20 protein-coding genes are annotated in these 21,990 nt (G+C 64.3%); 11 read left to right on the top strand and 9 right to left on the bottom strand.

Annotation, left to right across the window (positions count from 1 at the left end; all coding sequences use genetic code 11):
* Positions 1-55: 55 nt before the first annotated feature.
* The 3 genes from SR858_RS07410 to tsaB are packed head-to-tail and all read right to left on the bottom strand — an operon-like array spanning position 56 to position 2,321.
* Entirely contained in the window at positions 56-1,114 is a 1,059-nt protein-coding gene (locus SR858_RS07410) for a uracil-DNA glycosylase (RefSeq protein WP_026637334.1), read from the bottom strand.
* Entirely contained in the window at positions 1,111-1,581 is a 471-nt protein-coding gene (gene rimI, locus SR858_RS07405; protein WP_019922110.1) for a ribosomal protein S18-alanine N-acetyltransferase, read from the bottom strand. The genes SR858_RS07410 and rimI overlap by 4 nt, the downstream gene beginning before the upstream one ends.
* Positions 1,578-2,321, bottom strand: a complete 744-nt coding sequence (gene tsaB / locus SR858_RS07400) for a tRNA (adenosine(37)-N6)-threonylcarbamoyltransferase complex dimerization subunit type 1 TsaB (protein WP_019922109.1) — start codon at positions 2,319-2,321, stop codon at positions 1,578-1,580. Before tsaB ends, rimI begins: the two co-directional genes overlap by 4 nt.
* 89 nt (positions 2,322-2,410) lie before the next feature.
* Between tsaB and SR858_RS07395 the strand changes: the two genes are divergently transcribed.
* A complete protein-coding gene (locus tag SR858_RS07395; protein ID WP_019922108.1) occupies positions 2,411-2,839 on the top strand; it encodes a thioredoxin family protein in 429 nt (142 codons plus the stop codon).
* On the opposite strand, the gene SR858_RS07390 is transcribed toward SR858_RS07395, so the two are convergent.
* Together SR858_RS07390 and SR858_RS07385 are read right to left on the bottom strand one after the other, a co-directional pair.
* Entirely contained in the window at positions 2,836-5,115 is a 2,280-nt protein-coding gene (locus SR858_RS07390) for a xanthine dehydrogenase family protein molybdopterin-binding subunit (protein WP_051120321.1), read from the bottom strand. The genes SR858_RS07395 and SR858_RS07390 overlap by 4 nt on opposite strands.
* Positions 5,108-8,230: a bifunctional diguanylate cyclase/phosphodiesterase gene (locus SR858_RS07385; protein ID WP_026637332.1), complete on the bottom strand. Its 3,123-nt coding sequence runs from the start codon at positions 8,228-8,230 to the stop codon at positions 5,108-5,110. Before SR858_RS07385 ends, SR858_RS07390 begins: the two co-directional genes overlap by 8 nt.
* Before the next feature lie 198 nt (positions 8,231-8,428).
* On the opposite strand from SR858_RS07385, the gene SR858_RS07380 reads away from it, so the two are divergent.
* The gene (locus SR858_RS07380; RefSeq protein ID WP_019922105.1) at positions 8,429-8,938 is read left to right on the top strand and encodes a DUF1993 domain-containing protein; all 510 of its coding nucleotides are present in this window, start codon (positions 8,429-8,431) and stop codon (positions 8,936-8,938) included.
* Positions 8,939-8,963: 25 nt separating this feature from the next.
* Here SR858_RS07380 and SR858_RS07375 read toward each other — a convergent pair whose 3' ends face one another.
* A complete protein-coding gene (locus tag SR858_RS07375) occupies positions 8,964-9,167 on the bottom strand; it encodes a DUF1289 domain-containing protein (protein ID WP_019922104.1) in 204 nt (67 codons plus the stop codon).
* A complete protein-coding gene (locus SR858_RS07370; RefSeq protein ID WP_019922103.1) occupies positions 9,164-9,727 on the bottom strand; it encodes a DUF1415 domain-containing protein in 564 nt (187 codons plus the stop codon). The genes SR858_RS07375 and SR858_RS07370 overlap by 4 nt, the downstream gene beginning before the upstream one ends.
* Before the next feature lie 229 nt (positions 9,728-9,956).
* Between SR858_RS07370 and SR858_RS07365 the strand changes: the two genes are divergently transcribed.
* From SR858_RS07365 to SR858_RS07340, 6 genes are all read left to right on the top strand, one after another.
* A complete protein-coding gene (locus SR858_RS07365; RefSeq protein WP_019922102.1) occupies positions 9,957-11,372 on the top strand; it encodes a transglycosylase SLT domain-containing protein in 1,416 nt (471 codons plus the stop codon).
* A 210-nt stretch (positions 11,373-11,582) separates the two neighbouring features.
* Positions 11,583-12,374 carry an enoyl-ACP reductase FabI gene (gene fabI, locus SR858_RS07360; RefSeq protein ID WP_019922101.1) on the top strand — a complete coding sequence of 264 codons (792 nt, stop codon included), beginning with the start codon at positions 11,583-11,585 and terminating at the stop codon, positions 12,372-12,374.
* 374 nt (positions 12,375-12,748) lie between these two features.
* Positions 12,749-14,146, top strand: a complete 1,398-nt coding sequence (locus SR858_RS07355) for a DEAD/DEAH box helicase (RefSeq protein ID WP_019922100.1) — start codon at positions 12,749-12,751, stop codon at positions 14,144-14,146.
* A gap of 149 nt (positions 14,147-14,295) precedes the next feature.
* Positions 14,296-15,924 carry a retroviral-like aspartic protease family protein gene (locus SR858_RS07350; protein ID WP_322534516.1) on the top strand — a complete coding sequence of 543 codons (1,629 nt, stop codon included), beginning with the start codon at positions 14,296-14,298 and terminating at the stop codon, positions 15,922-15,924.
* Between the two features lie 42 nt (positions 15,925-15,966).
* The gene (locus SR858_RS07345) at positions 15,967-17,202 is read left to right on the top strand and encodes an MFS transporter (protein WP_019922098.1); all 1,236 of its coding nucleotides are present in this window, start codon (positions 15,967-15,969) and stop codon (positions 17,200-17,202) included.
* A gap of 166 nt (positions 17,203-17,368) precedes the next feature.
* Complete coding sequence (locus tag SR858_RS07340; RefSeq protein ID WP_322534515.1) at positions 17,369-17,572, top strand: hypothetical protein; 204 nt, start codon at positions 17,369-17,371, stop codon at positions 17,570-17,572.
* Positions 17,573-17,644: 72 nt separating this feature from the next.
* Here SR858_RS07340 and SR858_RS07335 read toward each other — a convergent pair whose 3' ends face one another.
* The gene (locus tag SR858_RS07335; protein ID WP_019922096.1) at positions 17,645-17,902 is read right to left on the bottom strand and encodes a DUF3297 family protein; all 258 of its coding nucleotides are present in this window, start codon (positions 17,900-17,902) and stop codon (positions 17,645-17,647) included.
* A 12-nt stretch (positions 17,903-17,914) separates the two neighbouring features.
* Positions 17,915-19,120 (bottom strand): cation:proton antiporter, encoded by a 1,206-nt coding sequence (locus SR858_RS07330; RefSeq protein WP_026637331.1) that lies wholly within the window; start codon positions 19,118-19,120, stop codon positions 17,915-17,917.
* Positions 19,121-19,262: 142 nt separating this feature from the next.
* On the opposite strand from SR858_RS07330, the gene SR858_RS07325 reads away from it, so the two are divergent.
* The 3 genes from SR858_RS07325 to SR858_RS07315 are packed head-to-tail and all read left to right on the top strand — an operon-like array spanning position 19,263 to position 21,988.
* Positions 19,263-19,721: a MarR family winged helix-turn-helix transcriptional regulator gene (locus SR858_RS07325; RefSeq protein ID WP_322534514.1), complete on the top strand. Its 459-nt coding sequence runs from the start codon at positions 19,263-19,265 to the stop codon at positions 19,719-19,721.
* Between the two features lie 5 nt (positions 19,722-19,726).
* On the top strand, positions 19,727-21,016 hold the full coding sequence (locus SR858_RS07320) for an MFS transporter (protein WP_019922093.1): 1,290 nt from the start codon (positions 19,727-19,729) through the stop codon (positions 21,014-21,016).
* 9 nt (positions 21,017-21,025) lie between these two features.
* Positions 21,026-21,988: a LysR substrate-binding domain-containing protein gene (locus SR858_RS07315; RefSeq protein ID WP_019922092.1), complete on the top strand. Its 963-nt coding sequence runs from the start codon at positions 21,026-21,028 to the stop codon at positions 21,986-21,988.
* Positions 21,989-21,990 lie beyond the last annotated feature (2 nt).

Genomic DNA, 21,990 nt, shown 5'->3' with positions numbered 1-21,990 from the left:
GCTGGCGCGACCTCCAGCCGTTATGGCTGGGCTGGCGGTTGCGCTGGCGCGGTCCTCAGTCACGCGCGGTCCTGGCCAGGCACAGGTCGCCCCAGGCTTTGGCCTTGTCTTCGGGGCGTGCCAGCAGGTCGTCCGGGTGGTAGGTGGCCACCACCGGCAGGTCGCCATAGCGCATCACCTTGCCGCGTGCGGCCGGGCCCATCATCAGGCCCTTGGCGGCGAACTGGCCGAAGGTCATCGCCATGGTGGCGCCGGTCAGCGCCAGTTCGCGGTCGAGGTATGGCCGGCAGGCGGTCAGCTCGTCGGCGGTCGGGTTGCGCTGGGCGCCGTCGTCCGTGGCCGGCCGGCATTTGACCAGGTGGGTGATATACACATCGGCCTCGGGCTTGAGCGCGATGGCCTTGAACATATTGTCCAGCAGCTGGCCGGCGTCGCCCGCCAGCGGACGGATCTCGGTTTCATCGAGTGCCGAGGGCCCGGTGGCGATCGCCAGCCACGCCGCCTGTTCGGGACCACGGCCATTGACGGCGTGGCGGCGCGTGGCGGCGAGCGGGCAGCGGGTGCAGTTCGAGACGGCCGATTGCAAGGCAGGCCAGTCCATGGCGGCGATGGCCTCGTCGGTGACCGGTTGCGCCGGTTGCGTTGGACGCGGGCGCGGCGGTGGCGGCGTGGCGGCCGGCACATCGTCGAACCAGGCGGTCGATTCGTCGTCAGAAGCGACCACGGGCGACGTGGCCGGATGCCGTGCTGGCAGCGGGGCCGAAACCGGGGCTGGCCCCGATGCGTGCGCAGACGCCGGCACTTGTGCCGGCGTGTGCCCATGTGCCGGGCTTGCCTCGTGCGCAGGCGAAGGTGCGGCAGCGGCGGCATCTGCCACGGCTGGTGCTGGCGCGGCGGCCGTCGCAGCAGGTAACGGCGGTCGGGCTGGCGCGGTGGGCGCACCGGGCATTGCAGCCACAGGCACGTCCATGCCCTGATGCTGATCCGCTACACCGGCAGCAGCCGCGTCGGCACCATCGCCCGGCGCCAACGCCGTCCCGGCATGGCGCAACGTCCACAGCGCGCCAACGCCCATTTCTTGCAGAAACACTGCATTGCGGGGAGAGACGCTCATAACTCGAACCGCATCACGATGGCATCCTCGCGTAACTGGTTCGCTGCCGGGTAGTAACCCTTGCGGCGACCGATCTGTTTGAATCCGTAGCGCTCATAAATCGCCAGCGCGCGCATATTGGACGGCCGCACCTCCAGCAGCACCGATTCCATGCCGAGTCCACGCGCGCAGGCCACCGACTGGTTCAGCAGCAGGTGGCCGAGGCCCTGCCCCTGCCGGTCGGCCGCCACTGCCACGTTGAGCAGGTGCGCTTCATCGACCATCGGCATCAACAGGAAATAGCCGAGCAGCACGCCGCCGTGGTCGCGCAACACCCAGGCGTGGTAGCCGCTGGCGAGCGAATCGGCAAAATTGGCCATGCTCCACGGGTGCGGATAGACGCTTTGCTCGAGCGCCAGCACCTCTTCCAGGTCGGTGCGCTGCATCGGTTCATACACCAGCCGCGCCAGGTCCCACGCCTGCTTCATGCGCCACCCGCCGCTTTGGCAGCATTGATGTCGCGCCGCTCGGCCTGGGTATAGGCAACCTTGTTACGCAGGTACAGCGGTTGCGCTTCGGCCGCCGTCACCGTGCGGCCGGCGGCCAGCGCCAGGCTGGCCAGTTGGGCGATCTGCTCGGCATGCGGCATGATTTCGGCAACCTCCGCAAGGGAGCCATCGGCCATAGCGGCAAACACGTCGGCATACGCCGACAAGCCATTGCCGCACAAGACGGGCGCCCCCTGGGCCTGCACCGCGCCCGGCGCCGACAGCACGGCCGGCTGCACCACCTGCGGCTCGGCCAGCACGGCACCGCCATCGAAACGATATTGCGCCCAGTACACCTCGCCCATGCGGGCATCAAGTACGGCCAGCACGTCGGTGGCGCCCTGGCGCTGGTGGCAGGCCAGGGCCATGGCGTCGAGCGTGACGACCGGCACGACCGGCAGGTTGGCGCCAAAGGCCAGGCCCTGGGCCACGCCGCAGGCGGTGCGCACGCCGGTAAACGAGCCGGGGCCGGAACCGAAGGCAACCGCGTTGCAGTCCTTGAGGGTGATGCCGGCTTCGGCCAGCAGCTCCTGGATCATCGGCAAGACCGACTGGGAATGGGTGCGCACGCCCGAGGACGCACGGCTGGTCACGGTGTCGCCACGCAACAGGGCAACCGAGGCGGCCTCGGACGAGGTTTCGACGGCAATAATGACGGGATGAGCGGAAATTGTAGGCATCCCGCATTTTAACCCGGCACGGCGGCCGGCGCGACCCTGCGTCGGGATGTAAAATAACGGTTTGGACCGCCGAGAACGCCGCCAACACCATGTACAGTATTGCCCTCAATTCCGATAACCGTGAGCAAGTGGCCGCCGCGCTGGCCGGCGACCGCTGGATCATTGCCTGCCTATGCGCCGCCTGGTGCGGCACCTGCGACAGTTATCAGGCCAGTTTCGAGAGCGTGGCCGCGCGCCACCCCGATAAACTGTTCCTGTGGATCGACATCGAAGACCATGCCGACGTCGTTGGCGACCTCGACGTGGAAAACTTCCCCACCCTGCTGATCCAGCACCACGAGCTGGTGGCCTTCTTCGGCACCATGCTGCCCGATCCGGCGCTGGCGCACCGGCTGGTGCAGGCGCAAACCGACATCTCCGACGCTGAGATGACGGAAATGGTCCTCAACAGCGAGGAGCGCGCGCGCTGGCAGCGCGAATGCAATCTGCGCGCGCTGCTGCGCAACGCCCTCGGCTAAATTGACAGCGTCAACGGCAAGCTGCGCAAGCGCTTGCCCGTCAACTTGAACACGGCGTTGGCCACGGCTGGCGCCACCGGCGGCACGGCCGGCTCGCCCATTCCTTCCGGGTGCGCGGCACTGGCCATGATGATCGTGTCCACCACCGGCGCCTGGTTCAGCCGCACCACCGGGTAGTCGTGGAAGTTCGACTGTTCCACCTTGCCGTCCTTGATGGTCACCGCGCCGAACAGCGCCGCCGACAGGCCGAACACCACGCCCGATTCCGCCTGCTGGGCGATGATGTTGGGATTGACCGCCAGGCCGCAATCGATCGCGCACACCACGCGGTGCACCCGGATCTCCGAGCCCTCCACCGATACCTGCGCCACCTGCGCCACGATGGTGCCGAACGACTGGTGCAGCGCCACGCCGTGCGCGCGGCCTTCGGGCGCGATGCCGGCGCGCGCTACGGCCGCATCGAGCACCGCCAGGTGGCGCGGATGACGCGCCAGCAGCGCGCGGCGGAACGCCACCTCGTCGCGGCCGGCGGCGTGCGCCAGTTCGTCGATGAAGCTCTCCTTGAAAAACGCGTTGTGCGAATGGCCCACCGAGCGCCAGTAACCGAGCGGCACGGCGCTGTCCACGATCACGTGGCGGATGCGCTGGTTGGGCAGTTCATAAGGCATGTCGAACGCGCCTTCGGCCGTGGTCTTGTCCGGCCCCGCCGCCGGCAGCCCGAGGTTGCGCTTGAAGAACTGGTGCGACACCGACCCGCTGGCCGATTTGCAGTCGAACCCGAGCACGTGGCCCACGCCGTCGAGCGTGGCGGAAAAGCGCGCCAGCGCTGCCGGGCGATAGACGTCGTGGCCGGTATCGTCCTCGCGCGACCAGATGGTTTGCACCGGCACGCCATCCATCATGCGGGCAATCGCCACCGCCTGCGCCACCATGTCCACGTCCAGCCGGCGGCCGAAGCCGCCGCCCAGCAAGGTCACCTCCAGCGTCACCGCCTCAGGCGAGACGCCGGCCGCCTGCGCCGCCGCCTTCACCGCGAAACCGGGCGCCTGCGTGGGCGCCCACAGGTGCACCTTGCCATCATTCACCTGCGCGGTGCAGTTGATGGGCTCCATGGCCACATGCGCGAGGTACGGCGCGCGGTACTCGGCGCCGATGGTCCTGGCCACGTTGCTACCCTTGCCCTCGACGATATCCATATCGCCGGCCTGGTGGTAGGCGTAGCCCGCTTCCCGGTCCAGGCTGGCGGCAAAGCCGGCAAACACCGCCTCGCTCGACAGCCCGGCATGAGCGCCGTCGCGCCAGGTGATCACCAGCGCCAGCGCGGCCTGTTTGGCCTGCCACCAGCTGCGCGCCACCACGGCCACCCCGGCGCCGGCGCCAGCCAGGTGCGCGATGGCGCCGGAAAAATCGACCACCCGCAGTACACCCGGCATCTGCAACGCGGCCGACGAATCGACCGAGGCCACCACGCCGCCGATCACGGGCGCCATCCGCACCGCTGCGTACGCCATGCCGGGCAGGCGCACGTCGATGCCGAATACTGCGCTGCCATCGACTTTCGACGGCGTGTCGCGGCGCGGCTGCGCGCGGCCGATCAGCGTGAAATCCTGCGGTGACTTGAGGCGCACCGCGCCTGGCTGCGATGTGGCGGCGGCAGCGGCCAGCGCGCCGTAGGCCAGCTTGCGCCCGTCCGCGTGCAGCACGTATCCGTTCCCGGTGCGGCAATCGGCCACCTGCGCGCGCCACTGGCTGGCGGCAGCCGTCACCAGCATGGCGCGCGCGGCGGCGCCGGCTTCGCGCATCGGCAGCCATGCATCCTTGACGCTCGACGAGCCGCCGGTAATCACGATGCCCAGCTCGCGCGCCACCTTGCCCACGATCCAGCGCGTGCCGGCCTGGAGCGCGCCATCGTCATCGGGGTGGAACGGCAGGCCGTCCTGCAGCATGGCAATGTTGCCGAAAATGGCGTCCAGCGGCGCCTGCACCAGCCGCACCGAGGCCAGCGGCACGTCCATCTCTTCGGCCACCAGCATCGGCAGGGCGGTGTGTACACCTTGCCCCATCTCGCAGCGCGGCATGGCGATGGTGACGCTGCCATCGGGCGCGACCGCCACCCAGCCGTTGAGCGCCACGGCGCCGTCGGTCAGCGGCAGCGGATTTGACGCATGCAGGCGCTGGCGCGCGGGCAGCACACCCCAGCCCACCACCAGTGCTCCTGCGGCGGCGCCGGCGGACACCGCGCCGAACAGGAAACGTCGTCGGGAAAGGTTAGACATGCCAGCGCGCCAGCAAATCTGCCGGACTCAGCGGCTTGCCGTAGAGATAGCCCTGCGCCAGGCGGCAGCCGTGGCGCAGCAGGAAGGTCGCCTGCTCCTTGGTCTCCACGCCTTCGGCGATCACCGACAGGTTCATGCTCTTGCCAAGCTGGATGATGGCAATCGCGATCGCCTCGTCGTTGGCGTCGGTGGAGATATCCTTGATGAACGAGCGGTCGATCTTGAGCGTTTGCACCGGCAACTGCTTCAGGTATGCCAGCGACGAATAGCCGGTGCCGAAATCGTCGATCGCCAGCGCCACGCCGATCGCGTGCAGGTCGTTGATGAACACCATGGCGTCGCCGGTGTTCATGATCACCGATTCCGTCACTTCCAGTTGCAGGCGCTGCGGCGCCAGCCCGGTATCGGCCAGGATGTCGGCCACCAGGTTGACGATGCCGCCGCGCTCGAACTGGCGCGCCGACAGGTTGACCGCCATCTTGGGAACATGCAGGCCAGCTTCCTGCCAGCGGTTCATCTGCCGGCATGCTTCGTGCAGCACCCATTCGCCGAGCTGGTTGATGAAGCCCGTGTCCTCCGCCAGCGGGATGAAACGCACCGGCGGCACCAGTCCCAGCTCCGGGTGGTTCCAGCGCACCAGCGCTTCCACGCCGATCAGGCGGCCGGTGTCGATTTCCACCTGCGGCTGGTAGGTCAGGAAGATCTCGTTCTTTTCGATCGAGCGGCGCAGGTAGGTTTCCAGGCGCAGGCGCTCCACGCCCTCGCCCGTCATCGACGGCATATAGAAGCTGTAGCCGTTGCGTCCGCGCGCCTTGGCCTGGTACATGGCCACGTCGGCATTGCGGATCAGCATATTGAGGTCGCTGGCGTCGTCGGGGAACAGGCTGATGCCCACGCTGCACGTGACGAACAATTCGTGGCCCGCCACCTGGAACGGCTGGTCGAACATCTGCACCAGCTTTTCGGCCACGTGCGCCGGGCCGTAATGGCTGCCCACGTTTTCCAGCAGGACGATGAACTCGTCGCCGCCCAGGCGCGCCAGCGTATCGCCATCGCGCAGGCGCTCGAGCAGCGCGCGCGCAACCTGCTTGAGCAGCTCGTCGCCAATGTGGTGGCCCAGCGTGTCGTTGACGTTTTTAAAACGATCGAGGTCGATGAACAGCAGCGCCAGCTGTTCGCCGTCGCGGGTGGCGCGCTGCAAGGCATGCTGCAGGCGGTCGTTGAACAGCAGGCGGTTGGGCAGCGCGGTGAGCGGATCGTGGTGCGCCAGGTGGTCGAGCTTGTCCTGCGACTCCTTGGCGCGGGTGATGTCGCTGAACACGCCCACGTGGTGCGTGGCCCGGCCGCGGCTGTCGCGTACCGCGCTGACCGTCAGCCATTCGAGGTAAACGTCGCCGTTCTTGCGGCGGTTCCACAACTCCCCCTGCCAGAAGCCGGTGTCCACCTGCTCGCGCCACAACTCGTCGTAGAAGCTTTGTTCGTGGCGGCCCGAGCGCGTGAGCATGTAGTCGCGGCCGATCGCCTCGGCCGCCGTGTAGCCGGTGATCTGGGTGAAGGCCGGGTTGACGGTAACGATGGTACCTTGTGCATCGAGCACCACCACGCCGTCGGCGATGTGTTCGATCACGGTGGCCGACAGGCGCAGCTTTTCTTCGGCCTCCTTGCGCTCGGTGATGTCGGCGTACACCCAGATGCTGCCCTCGTTGGCACGCCGGTGGTCGAGCGCATAGCCGCTCACCATGCACCAGAACGAGCTGCCGTCCTGGCGCAGGTAATGGCGCTCTTCGTTGAAGTAGTTGCCCTCGGACAAAGACGGATACTGGCGCGCGCCGGCCGACTCGAAATCGAACGCCGTCGGGAACAGAATCGCGGTCGAGGAACCGAGCATATCGCCGGGCGCATAGCCGAACAGTTCCTCGCAGCGGCGGTTGACCGAAACGATGTGGCGGTTACGCACGAACATCACGCCGAACATCACGTTGTCGAGGATGGCGCTTTGCTCGGCCAGCAGCGCCTCGATGCGCATCTCATTGTGTTTGCGCTCGCTGATGTCGGCCATGATGCCGTCCACCCACAGCGGGTTGTGGTCGTCGCCCGCTTGCGGCTGGCCGTTTTCCGCCAGCCAGCGCTCGGTGCCGCTGGCATCGATGATGCGGTACTCGATCTGGTAGGGCTTGCCGCTGGCAAGCGCGTCGGCCACCGTACGGCGGTGGCGCTTGCGGTCGTCGGGCGCGATCAGGTTGGTCCAGCTGTCGGTGGTGCCGCGCATGAACTGCCTGGCCGGATAGCCGGAAATTTCCTCGATGGCGTCGGAGACGAATTCGATCGGGCCGTCGGGCCGGTAGCGGAACACCGCGCCCGGCACCTGGGTGACGATGGTGCGGAAGCGCTCCTCGCGCTGGCCGATATCCTCGAACAGGTGCTTGATCGCCACCCGCATCTGTTCCAGTTGCAGCGACAGGCGGCCCAGCTCGTCGCGGCCGCGCACGGTGAGCTGGGTATCGAAGTCGCCGCGCGCCAGGCGGTCGGAAAAGCCGGTGAGCTTGCGCAGCGGCCGGATCAGGCGGGCATTGAGGAACAGCACGATCAGCACCAGCGAGACCATCAATTGGGCGGCCAGCACCAGCACGTACGACCACTGTTTTTCACGCAAGTCCTGCTGGCTGCGGGCGTCGTCCATCTCGACCATGATGCGGCCGATGCGCTCGCCGCGCACGGTGATTTCGCGCTCGGCGCGGTAGATATTGCTGGTGGGCTTACGCGGGGAATCGACATGCATGAACTGGGTGTCGGCCTGGCCCACCACTTCCACCCGCACCACCGATTTGTCGCGCATGACCGATTCGACCAGCGAATGGGCCGATTCGGCATTCATATTCCACAGCGACTCCTGCATGCCCAGCGCCAGGATGTCGGCATTGCGTTGCAGCGACTCGTTGAGGGCGATGCGCGCCGATTCCTTCTCGTGCACGCCGATCAGCACGTAGCTGCCGATGGCGGCCGGCACCACCAGGCCACCGAACACGACCGCCAGCAGCGCGCCATAGATCGACGAACGCGGCAAACCACGCAAAGCCCCGAGCCGGACACGCAAGCGTTCGATGGCCTTACCCATGCACGGACAGACTAGGTAGCGGTATCGAATGGCGCAAGAGGAAAGGGTTGGGCATCGTCGGAAATGTCACGGTGAGCGTTGCAAAATATTACCTTTCAGAATTATGCACGCAAACCGGCGTCAAAAAACGGCCATGCAAGCAAAAATCGTGACGACAGGCTAATATCGCGGCTCCCTGTCAACATATGGAAAGCTCCAATGACCACTTTTTCGATCTACTCCGCCTCGATTCCAGCATTCAAGCAGATCCTCAACAGCCTGCACAACATCCTGGGCAAGGCCGAAGCGCACATCGCCGACAAGAAGATCGACCCGAACGCCCTGCTCCAATACCGCCTGTTCCCGGACATGCTGCCGTTCACCCGCCAGGTGCAGATCGCCTGCGATTTCGCCAAGGGCGCAGCCGCCCGCCTGGGCGGCCTGGACGTGCCATCGTACGACGACAAGGAAGTAACGTTCGCGGAACTCAAGCAGCGCATCGAAAAGACCCTGGCCTACATCGACAGCGTGCCGCAGGACGCCATCGAAGGCAGCGAAACGCGTGCGATCACGACCGGCAGCGGCGAGAAGACCAAGCACTTCACCGGCCAGACGTACCTGTTCCACTACGCGCTGCCGCACTTCTACTTCCACGCCACCACCGCGTACGACATCCTGCGCCATAACGGTGTCGAGGTGGGCAAGAAGGATTACATCGGTACCTATTGATACTGGCGATACTGGCGATACCGGTTTATTTGTTCCGGCGCGGGTAGCCCTGCGCCAGGATGCGTTGCCAGACCAGCTCTTTCTGCTCGGCCGTCATCGATACCCAGTGCGCCACTTCGACCACGGTGCGCCCGCACCCGCGGCACACGTCGTCGAACGTGGTCGAGCACACGGCCACGCACGGCGTGTCCGGGCGTTCGGGCAGGTCGTCATTGCTGCCTGCGCTCATGCCTTGTCCATCAGCTTGTCCCAGCCATCGTGGCCCAGCGCGCGGATGGTGTCCATGTTCTTCTCGAAAATCTCGGACGCTTCCGGGAACGCTTCCACCGCGCGGTCGATGCTCTCTTCGCGCAGCAGGTGCAAGGTGGGATACGGGGTGCGGTTGGTGTAGTTCTCGATGTCGTTCTTGTCGGTGTCGGCGAACTGGTAGTCCGGGTGGAAGCTGGCCACCTGCAGGATGCCGTCGAGGTCCATGTCTTCCAGCGCGGCATCGGCCACGTCGAGGAACTCGTTGTAATCCTCGAAGTCTTTCAGCACATGCGGGTGGATGATCAGCGTGGTGTCGAGCTTTGCCGGGTCTGCTTCTGCCAGGTGTTCGAGCTCTTCCATCAGCTTTTCCAGCAGCGCTTCCGGCGTGGTCGCCTCGCTCACCACGTAGCGCACCTGTTTCTTGATGTGGACTGCCTTGGCGAACGGACACAGGTTCAAGCCAATTACGGCCTTTTCCAGCCAGTGAACGGTGTCGGCAACGACAGCGTCGTGATCGAGGGCGGGGGCGGAGGTACTCATGGGGCGATTCCTTGTTTCAAACTATGCAAAGACGAGATTGTACGCACTCTTGGAGACGACCGATACTTCATGCATTTTGCTTCGATCACATCCTTATCTACCGGCAACTATTCCTTATAATGAAGTCACGTGATTGACATAATCCTTGACGCGCATCGACGAGCTTCGTACACTCCACGTTTATTTCATGGTCCACTCGATGTTGGTTCAACAACAGCAATGGAAAACTATGCAAGCACGCAACCGTAACAACTGTCACTCCGCAGCGGCCCTGGCCGCGTTCCTGGCCCTGCTGGCGCCGTTTGCCAGCCATGCCCTCGAACACGACCTCGACGACGCCCACGTCCTGACACCCATTACTGCCGCCGCTGCATCGCTCAGCACCCTGCCCTCCCTGCCGAAAACCTCCATCTCCGACATCGCCGTCTCGCTCAAGGCCAGCAAGCCTGCCCGCGCCGATGATGAGTACCACGAAAAAGATCTCTGGGGCCGCATCCGCAGCGGTTACGCCATCCCTGACCTGAACAGCGAACTGGTCACCCGCCACACCACCTGGCTCAGCACCCGCCCCGACCACATCGCCAGCACCAGCGCGCGCGCCTCGCTGTACCTGTTCTACGTGGTGAGCGAACTGGAAAAGCGCGGCATGCCGACCGAGCTGGCGCTGCTGCCGTTCATCGAATCGGGCTTCAACCCGCAAGCGCTGTCGCGCGCCAACGCTGCCGGCATGTGGCAGTTCGTGCCGGGCACCGGCCGCGACTTCAACCTCAAGCAGGATGCGTTCAAGGACGAGCGCCGTGGCGTGATGGAATCGACCGATGCCGCCCTCACCTACCTGCAGCGCCTGAACGACATGTTCGGCGACTGGCAACTGGCGCTGGCCGCCTACAACTGGGGCGAAGGCTCGGTGCAGCGCGCCGTGGCCCGCAACCGCGCCGCCGGCAAGCCCACCGATTTCGAGAGCCTGTCGCCGCTGATGCCGACCGAGACGCGCGAATACGTGCCCAAGCTGCAAGCGATGAAGAACATCATCGGCAATCCGAGCCAGTACCGGGTGAGCCTGCCGATCATCGACAACACGCCCTACTTTACGGCGGTGGACAAGACCAGCGATATCGACATGACCATTGCTGCGCAACTGGCGGAATTGTCGATCGACGAATTCAAGGCCCTGAACCCGCAATTCAAGCGCCCGGTGATCACCGGCGACGAACAGACCAAGATCCTGCTGCCCAAGGAAAACGCCGACAAGTTCCACCTGAACCTGGCGCAGTGGGGCAAGGAATTGTCCACCTGGACCGTGCACAAGATTACCAGCGCCAAAGAGAACATCAGCTCGCTTGCGTCGCGCTTCCACACCACGCCGGACGTGATCCGCCAGGCCAACAACCTGCCGCAGCGTTCGCTGCTGAAAGCCGGCTCCACCATCCTGGTGCCGAAAATCGCCACCGGCACTTACACCGACATCGCGCCCGAAGTGGCCGACAACGCCACCGTGGCCTTCGAGCCCGAGCGCACTGTCAGCAAGTCGGGCTACAAGCGCGCCGGCGCCAATGCCGGCAGCAAGTCCGGCCCGGTGTCGCTGGTCAAGGCGCGCGTCTCGCGCGACTCGATCAAAACCAGGAACCGCAAAAAAAGCAATTAATTAACGACAACCGAGTAGCTACATTGAGGCAGCAGGCCGCGCGCCGGTGCGCGGCCTGTGAAGAATTCTTGCAGTCGCGGCAGACACGCCCTACAATCTCGGACTTGCGTGTCCGGCAATAGCCAACCACACAGTACAAAACAACCCCCCACTGCCGTCGCCCTGCAGGCTCTGAGCCAGCACGGGGGCGCAGTCGCAATTGGAGTCATTATGGCGTTCCTGCAAGGCAAAAAAATCCTCATCACTGGTTTGCTGTCGAACCGTTCCATCGCTTACGGTATCGCCAAGGCTTGCCACCGCGAAGGCGCCGAACTGGCATTCACCTACGTTGGTGAACGTTTTAAAGACCGCATCACCGAATTCGCCGCCGAATTCGACAGCAAGCTGGTGTTCGACTGCGACGTCGGCAGCGACGAGCAAATCGACGCGCTGTTCGCCGACCTGGGCAAGAACTGGTCGCACCTGGACGGCCTGGTCCACGCCATCGGCTTCGCCCCGCGCGAAGCGATCGCCGGCGAATTCCTCGACGGCCTGACCCGCGAGAACTTCCGCGTGGCCCACGACATCTCGGCCTACAGCTTCCCGGCGATGGCCAAGGCTGCCCTGCCGCTGCTCAAAGAAGGTTCGTCGCTGCTGACCCTGTCGTACCTGGGCGCCATCCGCGCCATCCCGTACTACAACACCATGGGCCTGGCCAAGGCCTCGCTGGAAGCGTCGGTACGCTACCTGGCCGAGAACCTGGGCAAAAAGGGTATCCGCGCCAACGGCATTTCGGCCGGCCCGATCAAGACCCTGGCCGCTTCGGGCATCAAGGACTTCGGCAAGCTGCTCGGCTTTGCCTCGTCGCACGCGCCGCTGCGCCGCAACGTCACCATCGACGAAGTGGGCAATACCGCCGCCTTCATGCTGTCGGACCTGGCCTCGGGCATCACCGGCGAGATCACCTACGTTGACGGCGGCTTCTCGCACGTGATGGGTCTGAACGCGGAAGATTACCTGTAATCTTGCTCTAAAAATCGTTCGCAGCACCGGCCGGGGGCGCTTTTCGAAGCGCCCCCGGCCTCGTTTATACTGTGCACCTGTACAGACCGCCCTAACTGCTGTATAGTCCTGTTTGTGCGCTGCAATGAGCGCGTCGCAAATCAAGCAGCGGCGCCGATTGTTCAGCCAGGATTTATTAGCAGCTACGCAGCCCTTGCGCATCATCCTGATGTCGCTAAAGCCCTCCCGCCTCTGGTGTCGCACCTGACACCGTCCCGGCGCAAAGCTTTTGTGCCGAAATTTCTTTCGATTTTGATTGAGTCATTTCGTTTTGGTAGGCGTTGCTATTTCGCGTTCCGCTCAAGCGTGAACGCAGATTTTTACGAAAGAACAGCATGACATTTGAAGCACTTGGTCTCAACACGTCCATCATTAAAGCCCTGACCGATTCCGGCTACACCGCGCCGACCCCGGTTCAGCAGCAGGCTATTCCTGCGGCCATCGCAGGCAAGGACTTGTTGGTATCCTCGCAAACCGGTTCCGGCAAGACCGCAGCATTCATGCTGCCGTCGCTGCACCGTTTATTCGCATCCGAGCCGGCAGCTGCCGGCAAAACGCCTAACCAGGAAATGCAGGCAGCCCGCGCCCGTGGCGAGCGTCCGCGCTTCAAGGCCGCCCAGCCAAAAATGCTGGTGCTCACGCCTACCCGCGAACTGGCCCTGCAAGTGACCACCAACACCGACAAGTACAGCGTCAACCTGCGCCGTATCAAGGCCGTCTCGATCCTGGGCGGCATGCCTTACCCTAAGCAGATGCAACTGCTGGCCAAGAATCCTGAAATCCTGGTGGCCACCCCTGGCCGCCTGATCGACCACATGGAATCGGGCAAGATCGACTTCTCGCAACTGGAAATCCTGGTGCTGGACGAAGCCGACCGCATGCTGGACATGGGTTTCATCGACGACATCGAAAAAATCGTTGAAGCGACCCCATCGACGCGCCAGACCATGTTGTTCTCGGCCACCCTGGACGGCGTCGTGGGCAATATGGCTCGCCGCATCACCAAGGATCCGCAGGTCATCCAGATCATCAGCGCTGCCAACAAGCACGAAAACATCACCCAGACGGTGCACTTCGTCGACGACCTGTCGCACAAGAACCGCCTGCTGGACCACCTGCTGCGCGACGAGTCGCTCGACCAGGCAGTTGTTTTCACCGCCACCAAGCGTGACGCCGACACCATCGCCGACCGCCTGAACATCGCCGGCTTCTCGGCTGCCGCACTGCATGGCGACATGCACCAGGGCGCCCGTAACCGCACGCTCGACAGCCTGCGTCGCGGCCAGGTGAAGATCCTGATCGCTACCGACGTTGCCGCCCGCGGTATCGACGTGCCGACGATCACCCACGTGTTCAACTACGATCTGCCGAAGTTCCCGGAAGACTACGTCCACCGCATCGGCCGTACCGGCCGCGCCGGTCGCAACGGCCGGGCGATCTCGCTGGTCAACCATGCCGAAGGCATGAACGTCAAGCGCATCGAACGCTTCACCAAGCAGCTGATCCCGGTGAACGTGGTCGAGGGCTACGAGCCAAAGAAATCGGGCATGGCGCCACGCTCGACCTCGCGTCCAGGCGGCTGGAAACCAGGCGACAACCGTGGCGGCGCCAAGCCGGGCCAACGCAGCTTCAGCAATCCTAACGCACCACGCAAGGAAGGCTCGGGCGGCGGCTACAAGGGTAGCAACCCGCGCAGCACCGACGGCGCCCGTCGCAGCTACGGCGATCGTTAATCGCGATTTGCCAGCTGACTAGGTATTAAAACATGGCCACCGGAGCGATCCGGTGGCCGTTTTTATTTAGGCGCGCGGTTGCTTACGCGTGGAGGTGCTTTTGGGCTACCATGCATGTCTCATCCCGTCCTCTACCGAAAGTTTTATCGTTGACTGCCCGTACTCTTTTCCGGCTTGCCGGCGCACTGTGGCTGGCAGTTGCCGCCCTGCCCTCCGCCACGGCGGCGCCCACTGCACAGGCATTGATGGCGCAAGCACGCGTGGCCGTGGGTGGCGAGGCCTGGCGCACCGTCACCACGCTGCAGACGCAGTTCGTGCGCAGCTATGGTGGCAATGGCGGCAATACGGGTAATGACGATCACGAGGAAGCCGGCAGCAGCGACCTTGATTTCGTCAGCGGCCGTTACGCGCAGCGGATTCCGTCGTCGGCAGTGGCGCGGCAGATGTCGCGCTCGGACGGGCGCGATTTCTGGCAGCAGCGCATGGGCCGCGTGGAAAAGCTCGACGCCGCTGCGCCCAATCCCGAACAGTACCTGCGCCGGCAATCGTACGGCTGGTGGTTCGCGCGCGGCAATGGCAAGGCAAGCAAGCTGGAACTGCGCGGGCCGCGCCGGCACGGCGGCGTCGATTACACCGTGGTACAGGTGACGCCGCAGCGCGGCGCAGCGTTCGACTTCTGGATCAACACCGCCACCGGCCGCGTGGAGCGGCGCCAGGAAGTCGTCGATGGCAAACTGCTCACCGTCGATTACCGCGATTTCCGCCGGGTGGACAAGGTCATCATGCCGTTCGAGGAACGCACGCGCGACGGTCGTGACCAGCGCGATGAAGACGTGCTGCGCGTGACCAGCATGGTGCTGAACCGCCCTGCCGCGCAACTCGACTTCACGCTGCCGGCGCCGGCTGCCATCGACGGCTTCGGCGCCGGCCGGCGGTCGGTAACGATACCGTTCGAGCCGTGCCAGGCGCACATCTGCGTCGCGATGACTTTGAACGGCCAGGGACCATTCCGCTTCATCCTCGACACTGGCGCGCGCAACGTCATCAGCAACAGGCTGCACCGGCGCTTGCAGTTGCCCGTGCAGGGCGTAGCCGTATTGTCCGGCATGGGACCGCAAAGCGAGCGCGGCATGCTCACCACCATCAACCAGATCGGCCTGGCCGGCCTGACCCTGAACCAGCAGGCATTCTTTACCAGCCCCACGCTCGACAACCTGCCCATCGACGGCACCATCGGCTACGAATGGCTGTCGCTCACGCCCACCCGCATCGACTATGCGGCGCGCCAGATCACGTTTTACGATCCCAGGGATTTCGTTTATCGCGGCGCGGCCACGGCCATCCCGCTCACCTTCCACGACCGCACGCCGCAAGTGGCGGCCAAGCTCGATGGCTTGCCCGGGATGTTTACCATCGACACCGGCAGCGACTATTCGCTCACGCTGAACCAGTCGTTCGTGGAACGCCACGGCCTGGTGGCCAAATACGGCGCCGGCGACGTGGTGCAAACCGCGCAAGGCATCGGCGGCAAGAGCCGGGTGCTGGCCACGCAAGGCAAACTGTTTGAAATCGGCGATGTGCGCATCGCCGATCCCACGCTGGAACTGGCGACCCACGCCGGCGGTCTGCTCAATGGCACGACTGGCACCGCGATTGCCGGCAACATCAGCAACGGCATCCTGCGCCAGCTCGACATCGTGTTCGACTACCAGGGCGGCAAGCTGTACCTTACTCCCCATTCGGCCAGCTCGAGCAATAAGGTCGACGCCACCAACTAGCACTTAATCAAGTATTTACCCAAGCATTTAACCAAGCCAGCCATGCCAACAACAATAAAATCGCCAGCAACCCCAGCGTTCTCGCGCTACCAGAAAATCGTCGTCGCCCTGCTCGCCTTCCTGCAGTTTGCCGTGATCCTCGACTTCATGATCATGTCGCCACTGGGCGCGGTGATCATGCCGGCGCTTGCCATCGGTCCCGCCGAATTCGGCCTGGTGGTGTCGGCCTACGCATTCAGCGCCGGCATTTCCGGCTTGCTCACGGCTGGATTTGCCGACCGTTACGACCGCAAAAAACTGCTGCTGTTCTTTTACTCGGGCTTTATCCTCGGCACCGTGTGGTGCGGGCTGGCGCAGAGTTTCGAGGCGCTGGTGATCGCGCGCGTGGTGACCGGCTTGTTTGGCGGCGTGATCGGGTCCGTGGTGCTGGCAATTGCCACCGACCTGTTCGCACCTTCCATGCGGGGCCGCGTGATGGGGCTGATCCAGACCGCGTTTGCCGCCAGCCAGGTGCTCGGCATCCCGATCAGCATTTATCTGTCCAACCACTGGGACTGGCATGTGCCGTTCCTGGCGCTGGCCGCTTTCGGCCTGGTCGGTGGCCTGGTGGTGGCGTGGCAGATGGAGCCGGTCAATGCCCACCTGGACAAGCCGCAGGAACACAGCCCCTGGATGCACCTGTATCACACGGTCAAAGTGCCGCACCACCTGCTGGCTTTTGCCACCACCGCCTTGCTGACCATGGGCGGCTTCATGCTGATGCCGTTCAGCAGCGCCTACATCGTCAACAACCTCGGCATCGACATGCAGCATTTGCCCACCGTGTACCTGGTCACCGGCATTTGCACCATCTTTGCCGGGCCGATGATCGGCCGTATCGCCGACAGGCGCGGCAAGTTCCCGGTGTTTTTGTTCGGTACCATCGTCTCGATCGTTACCGTGGTGATTTATACCCACCTGCCGCGGATTTCGCTGCCGGTGCTGATCGTGCTCAACGCCATCATGTTCGTGGGGATTTTCTCGCGCATGATCCCGTTCCAGGCGCTGGCAGCCTCGATCCCGCCGCCCACCCAGCGTGGCGCCTTCAACGCCATCAGCGCGTCGCTGCAGCAACTGGCCGGCGGTGTGGCGTCCGTGGTGGCCGGACATGTCGTCAGCCAGGGCGCCGATGGGCGCCTGCAACACTTCGATGTGATCGGCTATTTGATGGTGGCGACGTCGCTCGGATCGCTGGTACTGGTGCGCATGCTCGACCAGCGCGCCCCGGCACGGCCGTAGCTGATGTGCGCTAACGCACACTCCTGCCGCATGATCAAATATGCCCAGAGTTTTACTACATTCAAATCACATATAAAAAAGTTCAATAAAGTTTCTATGTGGCACTATTTCATTTATAATTCTGGACATTAGACGATTAACTAATATCTCGAAATGGAGTAAGTGCATGAACCCCAGGAATATGGATGCAGCCTGCCTGCGCGCCCTGCGCCGCCGTGGCCACTCGGATGCGACGATTATCGCCATGAGCCCTGAAGAAGCGTTTTGCGAGTATTGCGCCTATCACGGCATCATGAATTTGCAGCCGAATACGCTGCAAATGCTCGACAAGCTGCGCGACGTGCCGCCGAAGCAGCCGCTGGCTAACTAGCAACGGGCCCCCTGGAATGAAAAAAGCCACCTGCGGTTGCCCGAGGTGGCTTTTTGAATAAGCAGTATCCGCTTACTTGTAAAACGCGGTGACCACGCCTTTGAGCTTGATCAGCATCGGGTTGCCGCGGCGATCGACTGCCTTGCCGGCCGGGACTTTGATCCAGCCTTCGCTGATGCAGTACTCGTCGACATCCATGCGTTCTTTGCCGTTGAAGGTGATGCCAACTTCGTGTTCGAACACGGCGGCAACGTGGTGCGGGCTGCGCGGGTCGATCGACAGGCGATCTGGCAGCGCAGGCTGTTGTGGGGTTTGGATAGGTTCGTTCATCCCATAATTATATCAGCTGGTTTTAACGATCAACTGCGCCGCGCGCCGCAATTTCGGATACACCATCGGCACCGTCAGCATGGTGCTGGCAATGGCCATCAGCAGCAGCGCGGTAAAGGTCTCGTTGGTAATCAGGCCCTTGTCGAGCAGGATGTTGGAAAAGATGATCATGATCAGCGCCTTGGTCTGCAACAGCCAGCCGATGATGGACGCTTCGCCCGGCCCCCATTTCAGGATACGGCCGGCGATGTGGGTGCCGATCAGCTTGCCCGACAACGACGCCGCCAGCAGCACTGCCGCCGCGATGAACACGGCCGATCCGCCCACCGCCCAGTTGGTGCGCAGGCCCGCGCTGAGGAAGTACACGGGCATGATCGTGATCAGGACGGTCTGGCGCATGAAGTCCAGCCGCTGCTGGGCGAACCAGTGTGCATCCATCACGGCGCCGGCCAGGAATGCGCCCACCATGTAGTGCAAGCCGGCCCAGTCGGCCGCGAACGATACCGCCACCAGCCAGATCAGCGCGACAAACCAGCGGTCGCGCTCCTCGAGCCTGGCCATCAACATGCGGAACAGCCGGGTGGCGACGATGAACACCCCGATGAAACCCAGCTGGCGTGTCACGCGGTCCCAGTCGAGCATGATCACGGCCAGCACCGCCCAGATGGCAATGTCGTCGAGGCTGGCGTAGCGCAGGATGCGCTGGCCGATGTTCTCGCGCAGGATCTCGAGCTTTTCCATCAGCAAAATCAGGATCGGCAGCGCCGTCACGGCGCACGCCATGCCCACGCCCAGCACGAACTGCCACGACTGCGCCTTCGGACCGATCCAGCCGGCAAAGCCCAGCATGCCGGCCGCGGCGATGCAACCGAACAGCAGCGGCGTGCCCAGCGCCAGGCTGGCGGTAACCGTGCTCTCGCGGCGGTGCTCCCAGGCCTTTTTCAGATCGAGTTCGATCCCGGCCAGCATCACGAATATCATCACCGCCCACCAGGCGATGCCGTTAAGCGATTGCACCACCTGCGGATTGAACACGAAGGTGTAGTACTCGGGATAGGCGCGGCCGAGGATGCCGGGCCCGAGGATCACGCCGGTGATGATCTGCACGATTACCAGCGGCGCGTAGTAGTCGGTGCCGCCCACGCGCCAGATCAGGTAGGGCACGGCAAAAATCAACAGCATTGCGATCAGGAAAATTTCGGTAGTACCCATGTGCATGGTGGTGTCCCCGGATTTTATATGTTTATGAAAACGTTATCATAGCCATCTCGGGCTGAGGGATAAACAAATAATTACTTGCTTACTCAAGCATTAATCAAGTAATATTCAAGGAATGGACAACCACATCAAGGAGCATGTGATGGAACACGACAATCCGCCAGTGGCGCCCGGCCTGGAATTCACCCTGCGCCTGGCCCGCGCGCAAGCCACGCTGGTACGCCGGCTCGACCAGGTGTTGGGCGGCTACCACGGCATCAGCTTTGGCGACTTCATGCTGCTGCACTACCTGAGCCGCGCACCGGGCGGCCGCCTGCGCCGGGTGGACCTGGCCGAGCGCCAGGGCCTGACCGCCTCCGGCGTCACCCGTACCCTGCTGCCGCTGGAAAAAATCGGCCTGGTCGAACGCCAGCAAGACCCGCGCGACGCCCGCGTGGCGTATGCCGCCATCACCCCCACCGGGCGCGAACTGCTGGACAACGCGGTGGTGGTCGCCGAGCAGATCAGCCGTGACTTGCTGCGCAGCTGCCCGCCGGCGCAGTTGAGCGAAATGAGCACCGCGCTGGGCCTGATCGCCGGCATGAACGCGTCCAATTCCTGACACCGATGAGTACCGGCAAACCGCGTAGCGCCCTGATGGGCAACCTCAATTTCCGCTGGCTGCTGCGCGGCGGCGCAATCTCCATGCTGGGTGACCAGCTGACCATGATCGCCCTGCCATGGCTGGTGCTGTCGCTCACCGGCGACCCGCTGGCGCTCGGTCTGTCTATCGCCCTGATGAGCATACCGCGCGCGGTATTCATCCTGCTTGGCGGCGCGCTGGTGGACCGCCACTCACCCAAGCGCGTGCTCATGCTCAGCAAGTACGCCAACGCGGCCTTGCTGGCACTGCTGGCATCGGCACTGCTGCTGGACCGGCACGTGCCGCTGGCGCTGCTCTATGCGCTGGCGTTCGGCCTGGGCCTGGCGCAGGCATTCGGCATTCCGGCCGGAACGTCGATCTTGCCGCAGGCAGTGCCGGCGGAGCATCTGCAGGCGGCCAACGGCATGCTGATGGGACTGCGCCAGTTGTCGATGCTGGCCGGGCCGCTACTGGCGGCCGGGGTACTGGCGCTGGGCAGTGGCGGCGCTGGCGCCGAGCCGGCGGGGCTGGCGCTGGCATTCGGCCTCGATGCCGCCAGCTTTTTGCTGTCCGCATGGACGCTGTCGCGGGTGGCGCTGATCGCCGCGCCGGCAGCTTCCACCGCTGCGCCGGAGCCGGTGCTGCGCGCCGTGGGCGCGGGGCTGCGCATGGTGTGGGACGATCAGCCGATGCGCCTGTGCTTCATCTACTGGGGCGTGGTGGCGCTGTTCATCGGCGGCGCCATGCAGGTGGCGGTGCCGGTGCTGGCTGGCGCACTGCACGGTGCGTCCACGCTCGGGCTGCTGATGGGCGCCAACGGCGCCGGCACCTTGCTGGGCATGGGCATCGCTGCCAAGGCCGGCGACCGGATAACGCTGCTCACGTTCGGCAGCACCATCCTGGCGGCCGATGCGCTGGTCGGGCTGCTGGTGATGCCGCTCGGCGCCGCCGGCACGCTGTGGCAGGCGGTGCTGCCGATGCTGGCCATCGGCGCCGTGTCTGGCTATATGCAGATCGGCGTGTTCACCTGGATCCAGCGCCGGGTAGCGCCGGCCATGATGGGCCGCGCCATGAGCATCTTCATGTTCATCTTCATGGGACTGGCGCCGCTGTCGGCGGCGGGTACCGGATGGCTGCTGACGCTGATCTCGCTGTCGCAATTGTTCGTCGGCGGTGGCATCATACTGGTGGTGTTTGCGGCGCTGGCCTGGCTGCTCACGCCCATGCGCGCCATCACGGCCGCGCCGCTTAACGATACGCCGCAACCGCACTAAGGACTTTGCATGGAAACCAAATGGCTCGAAGACTTCATCTCGCTGGTGGAGACCAATAACTTCAGCCGCTCGGCGGCGCTGCGCCATGTGACGCAACCGGCATTCTCGCGCCGCATCCAGTCGCTGGAAAACTGGCTCGGCACGGATCTCGTGGACCGCACGTCGTATCCCACCCGCCTGACCCCGGCCGGCATCGTGTTCTACGAACAGGCGCTGGAGATGCTGGCGCAAATCAACGGCGCGCGCGACATGCTGCGCTCCAAGCGCGCGGCCGCGCAGAACAGCATCGACCTGGCCGTGCCGCACACGCTGTCGCTCACGTTCGTGCCCAAGTGGCTCACCGCGCTGGAAGCCGATTTTGCGCCAATCAACAGCCGCCTGATGGCGGTCAACGTCCACGACGCCGTGCTGCAACTGGTGGAAGGCGGCTGCGACCTGCTGCTGTGCTATCACCATCCGCGCCAGCCGGTGCAGCTCGACCCGTCGCGCTACGACATGCTGGTGCTGGGCCGCGAATCGCTGCGCGCCTACGCCCGCTGCGACAAGAACCGCGTGCCGGAATTCGTGCTGCCCGGCACCCGCAAGGCGCCGCTGCCGTTCCTCTCGTACACCAACAACGCCTACCTGGGCCGCATGGTGGAACTGATCCTCGGCGACGCCAAGCCGCCGCTGCACCTGGAACCCCACTACGAAACCGACATGGCCGAAGGCCTGAAAATGATGGCGTTGGAGGGCCGGGGCATCGCATTTTTACCCGAGTCGGCGGTCACCCGTGAACTCAAACAAAAGCAGCTGGCGCGGGCCGACAACAACAGCGCCGATTGGGAGATCGAGATGGATATCCGCCTGTACCGCGAACGCCCGTCGGCCCAGCGGCGCGGCAAGGCCATCGTGGGGCGCCTGTGGGATTTCCTCGAACAGCGCCAGAACGACAAGGCGCCGCGCCGGCGCGTGCCGGCCTCGGAGCGATAACC

The organism is Duganella zoogloeoides (assembly GCF_034479515.1).
GTDB lineage: Bacteria > Pseudomonadota > Gammaproteobacteria > Burkholderiales > Burkholderiaceae_D > Rugamonas > Rugamonas zoogloeoides.
The sequence above is the reverse complement of the archived record's forward strand: the minus strand, read 5'-3'. Positions and strand labels throughout refer to the sequence as shown.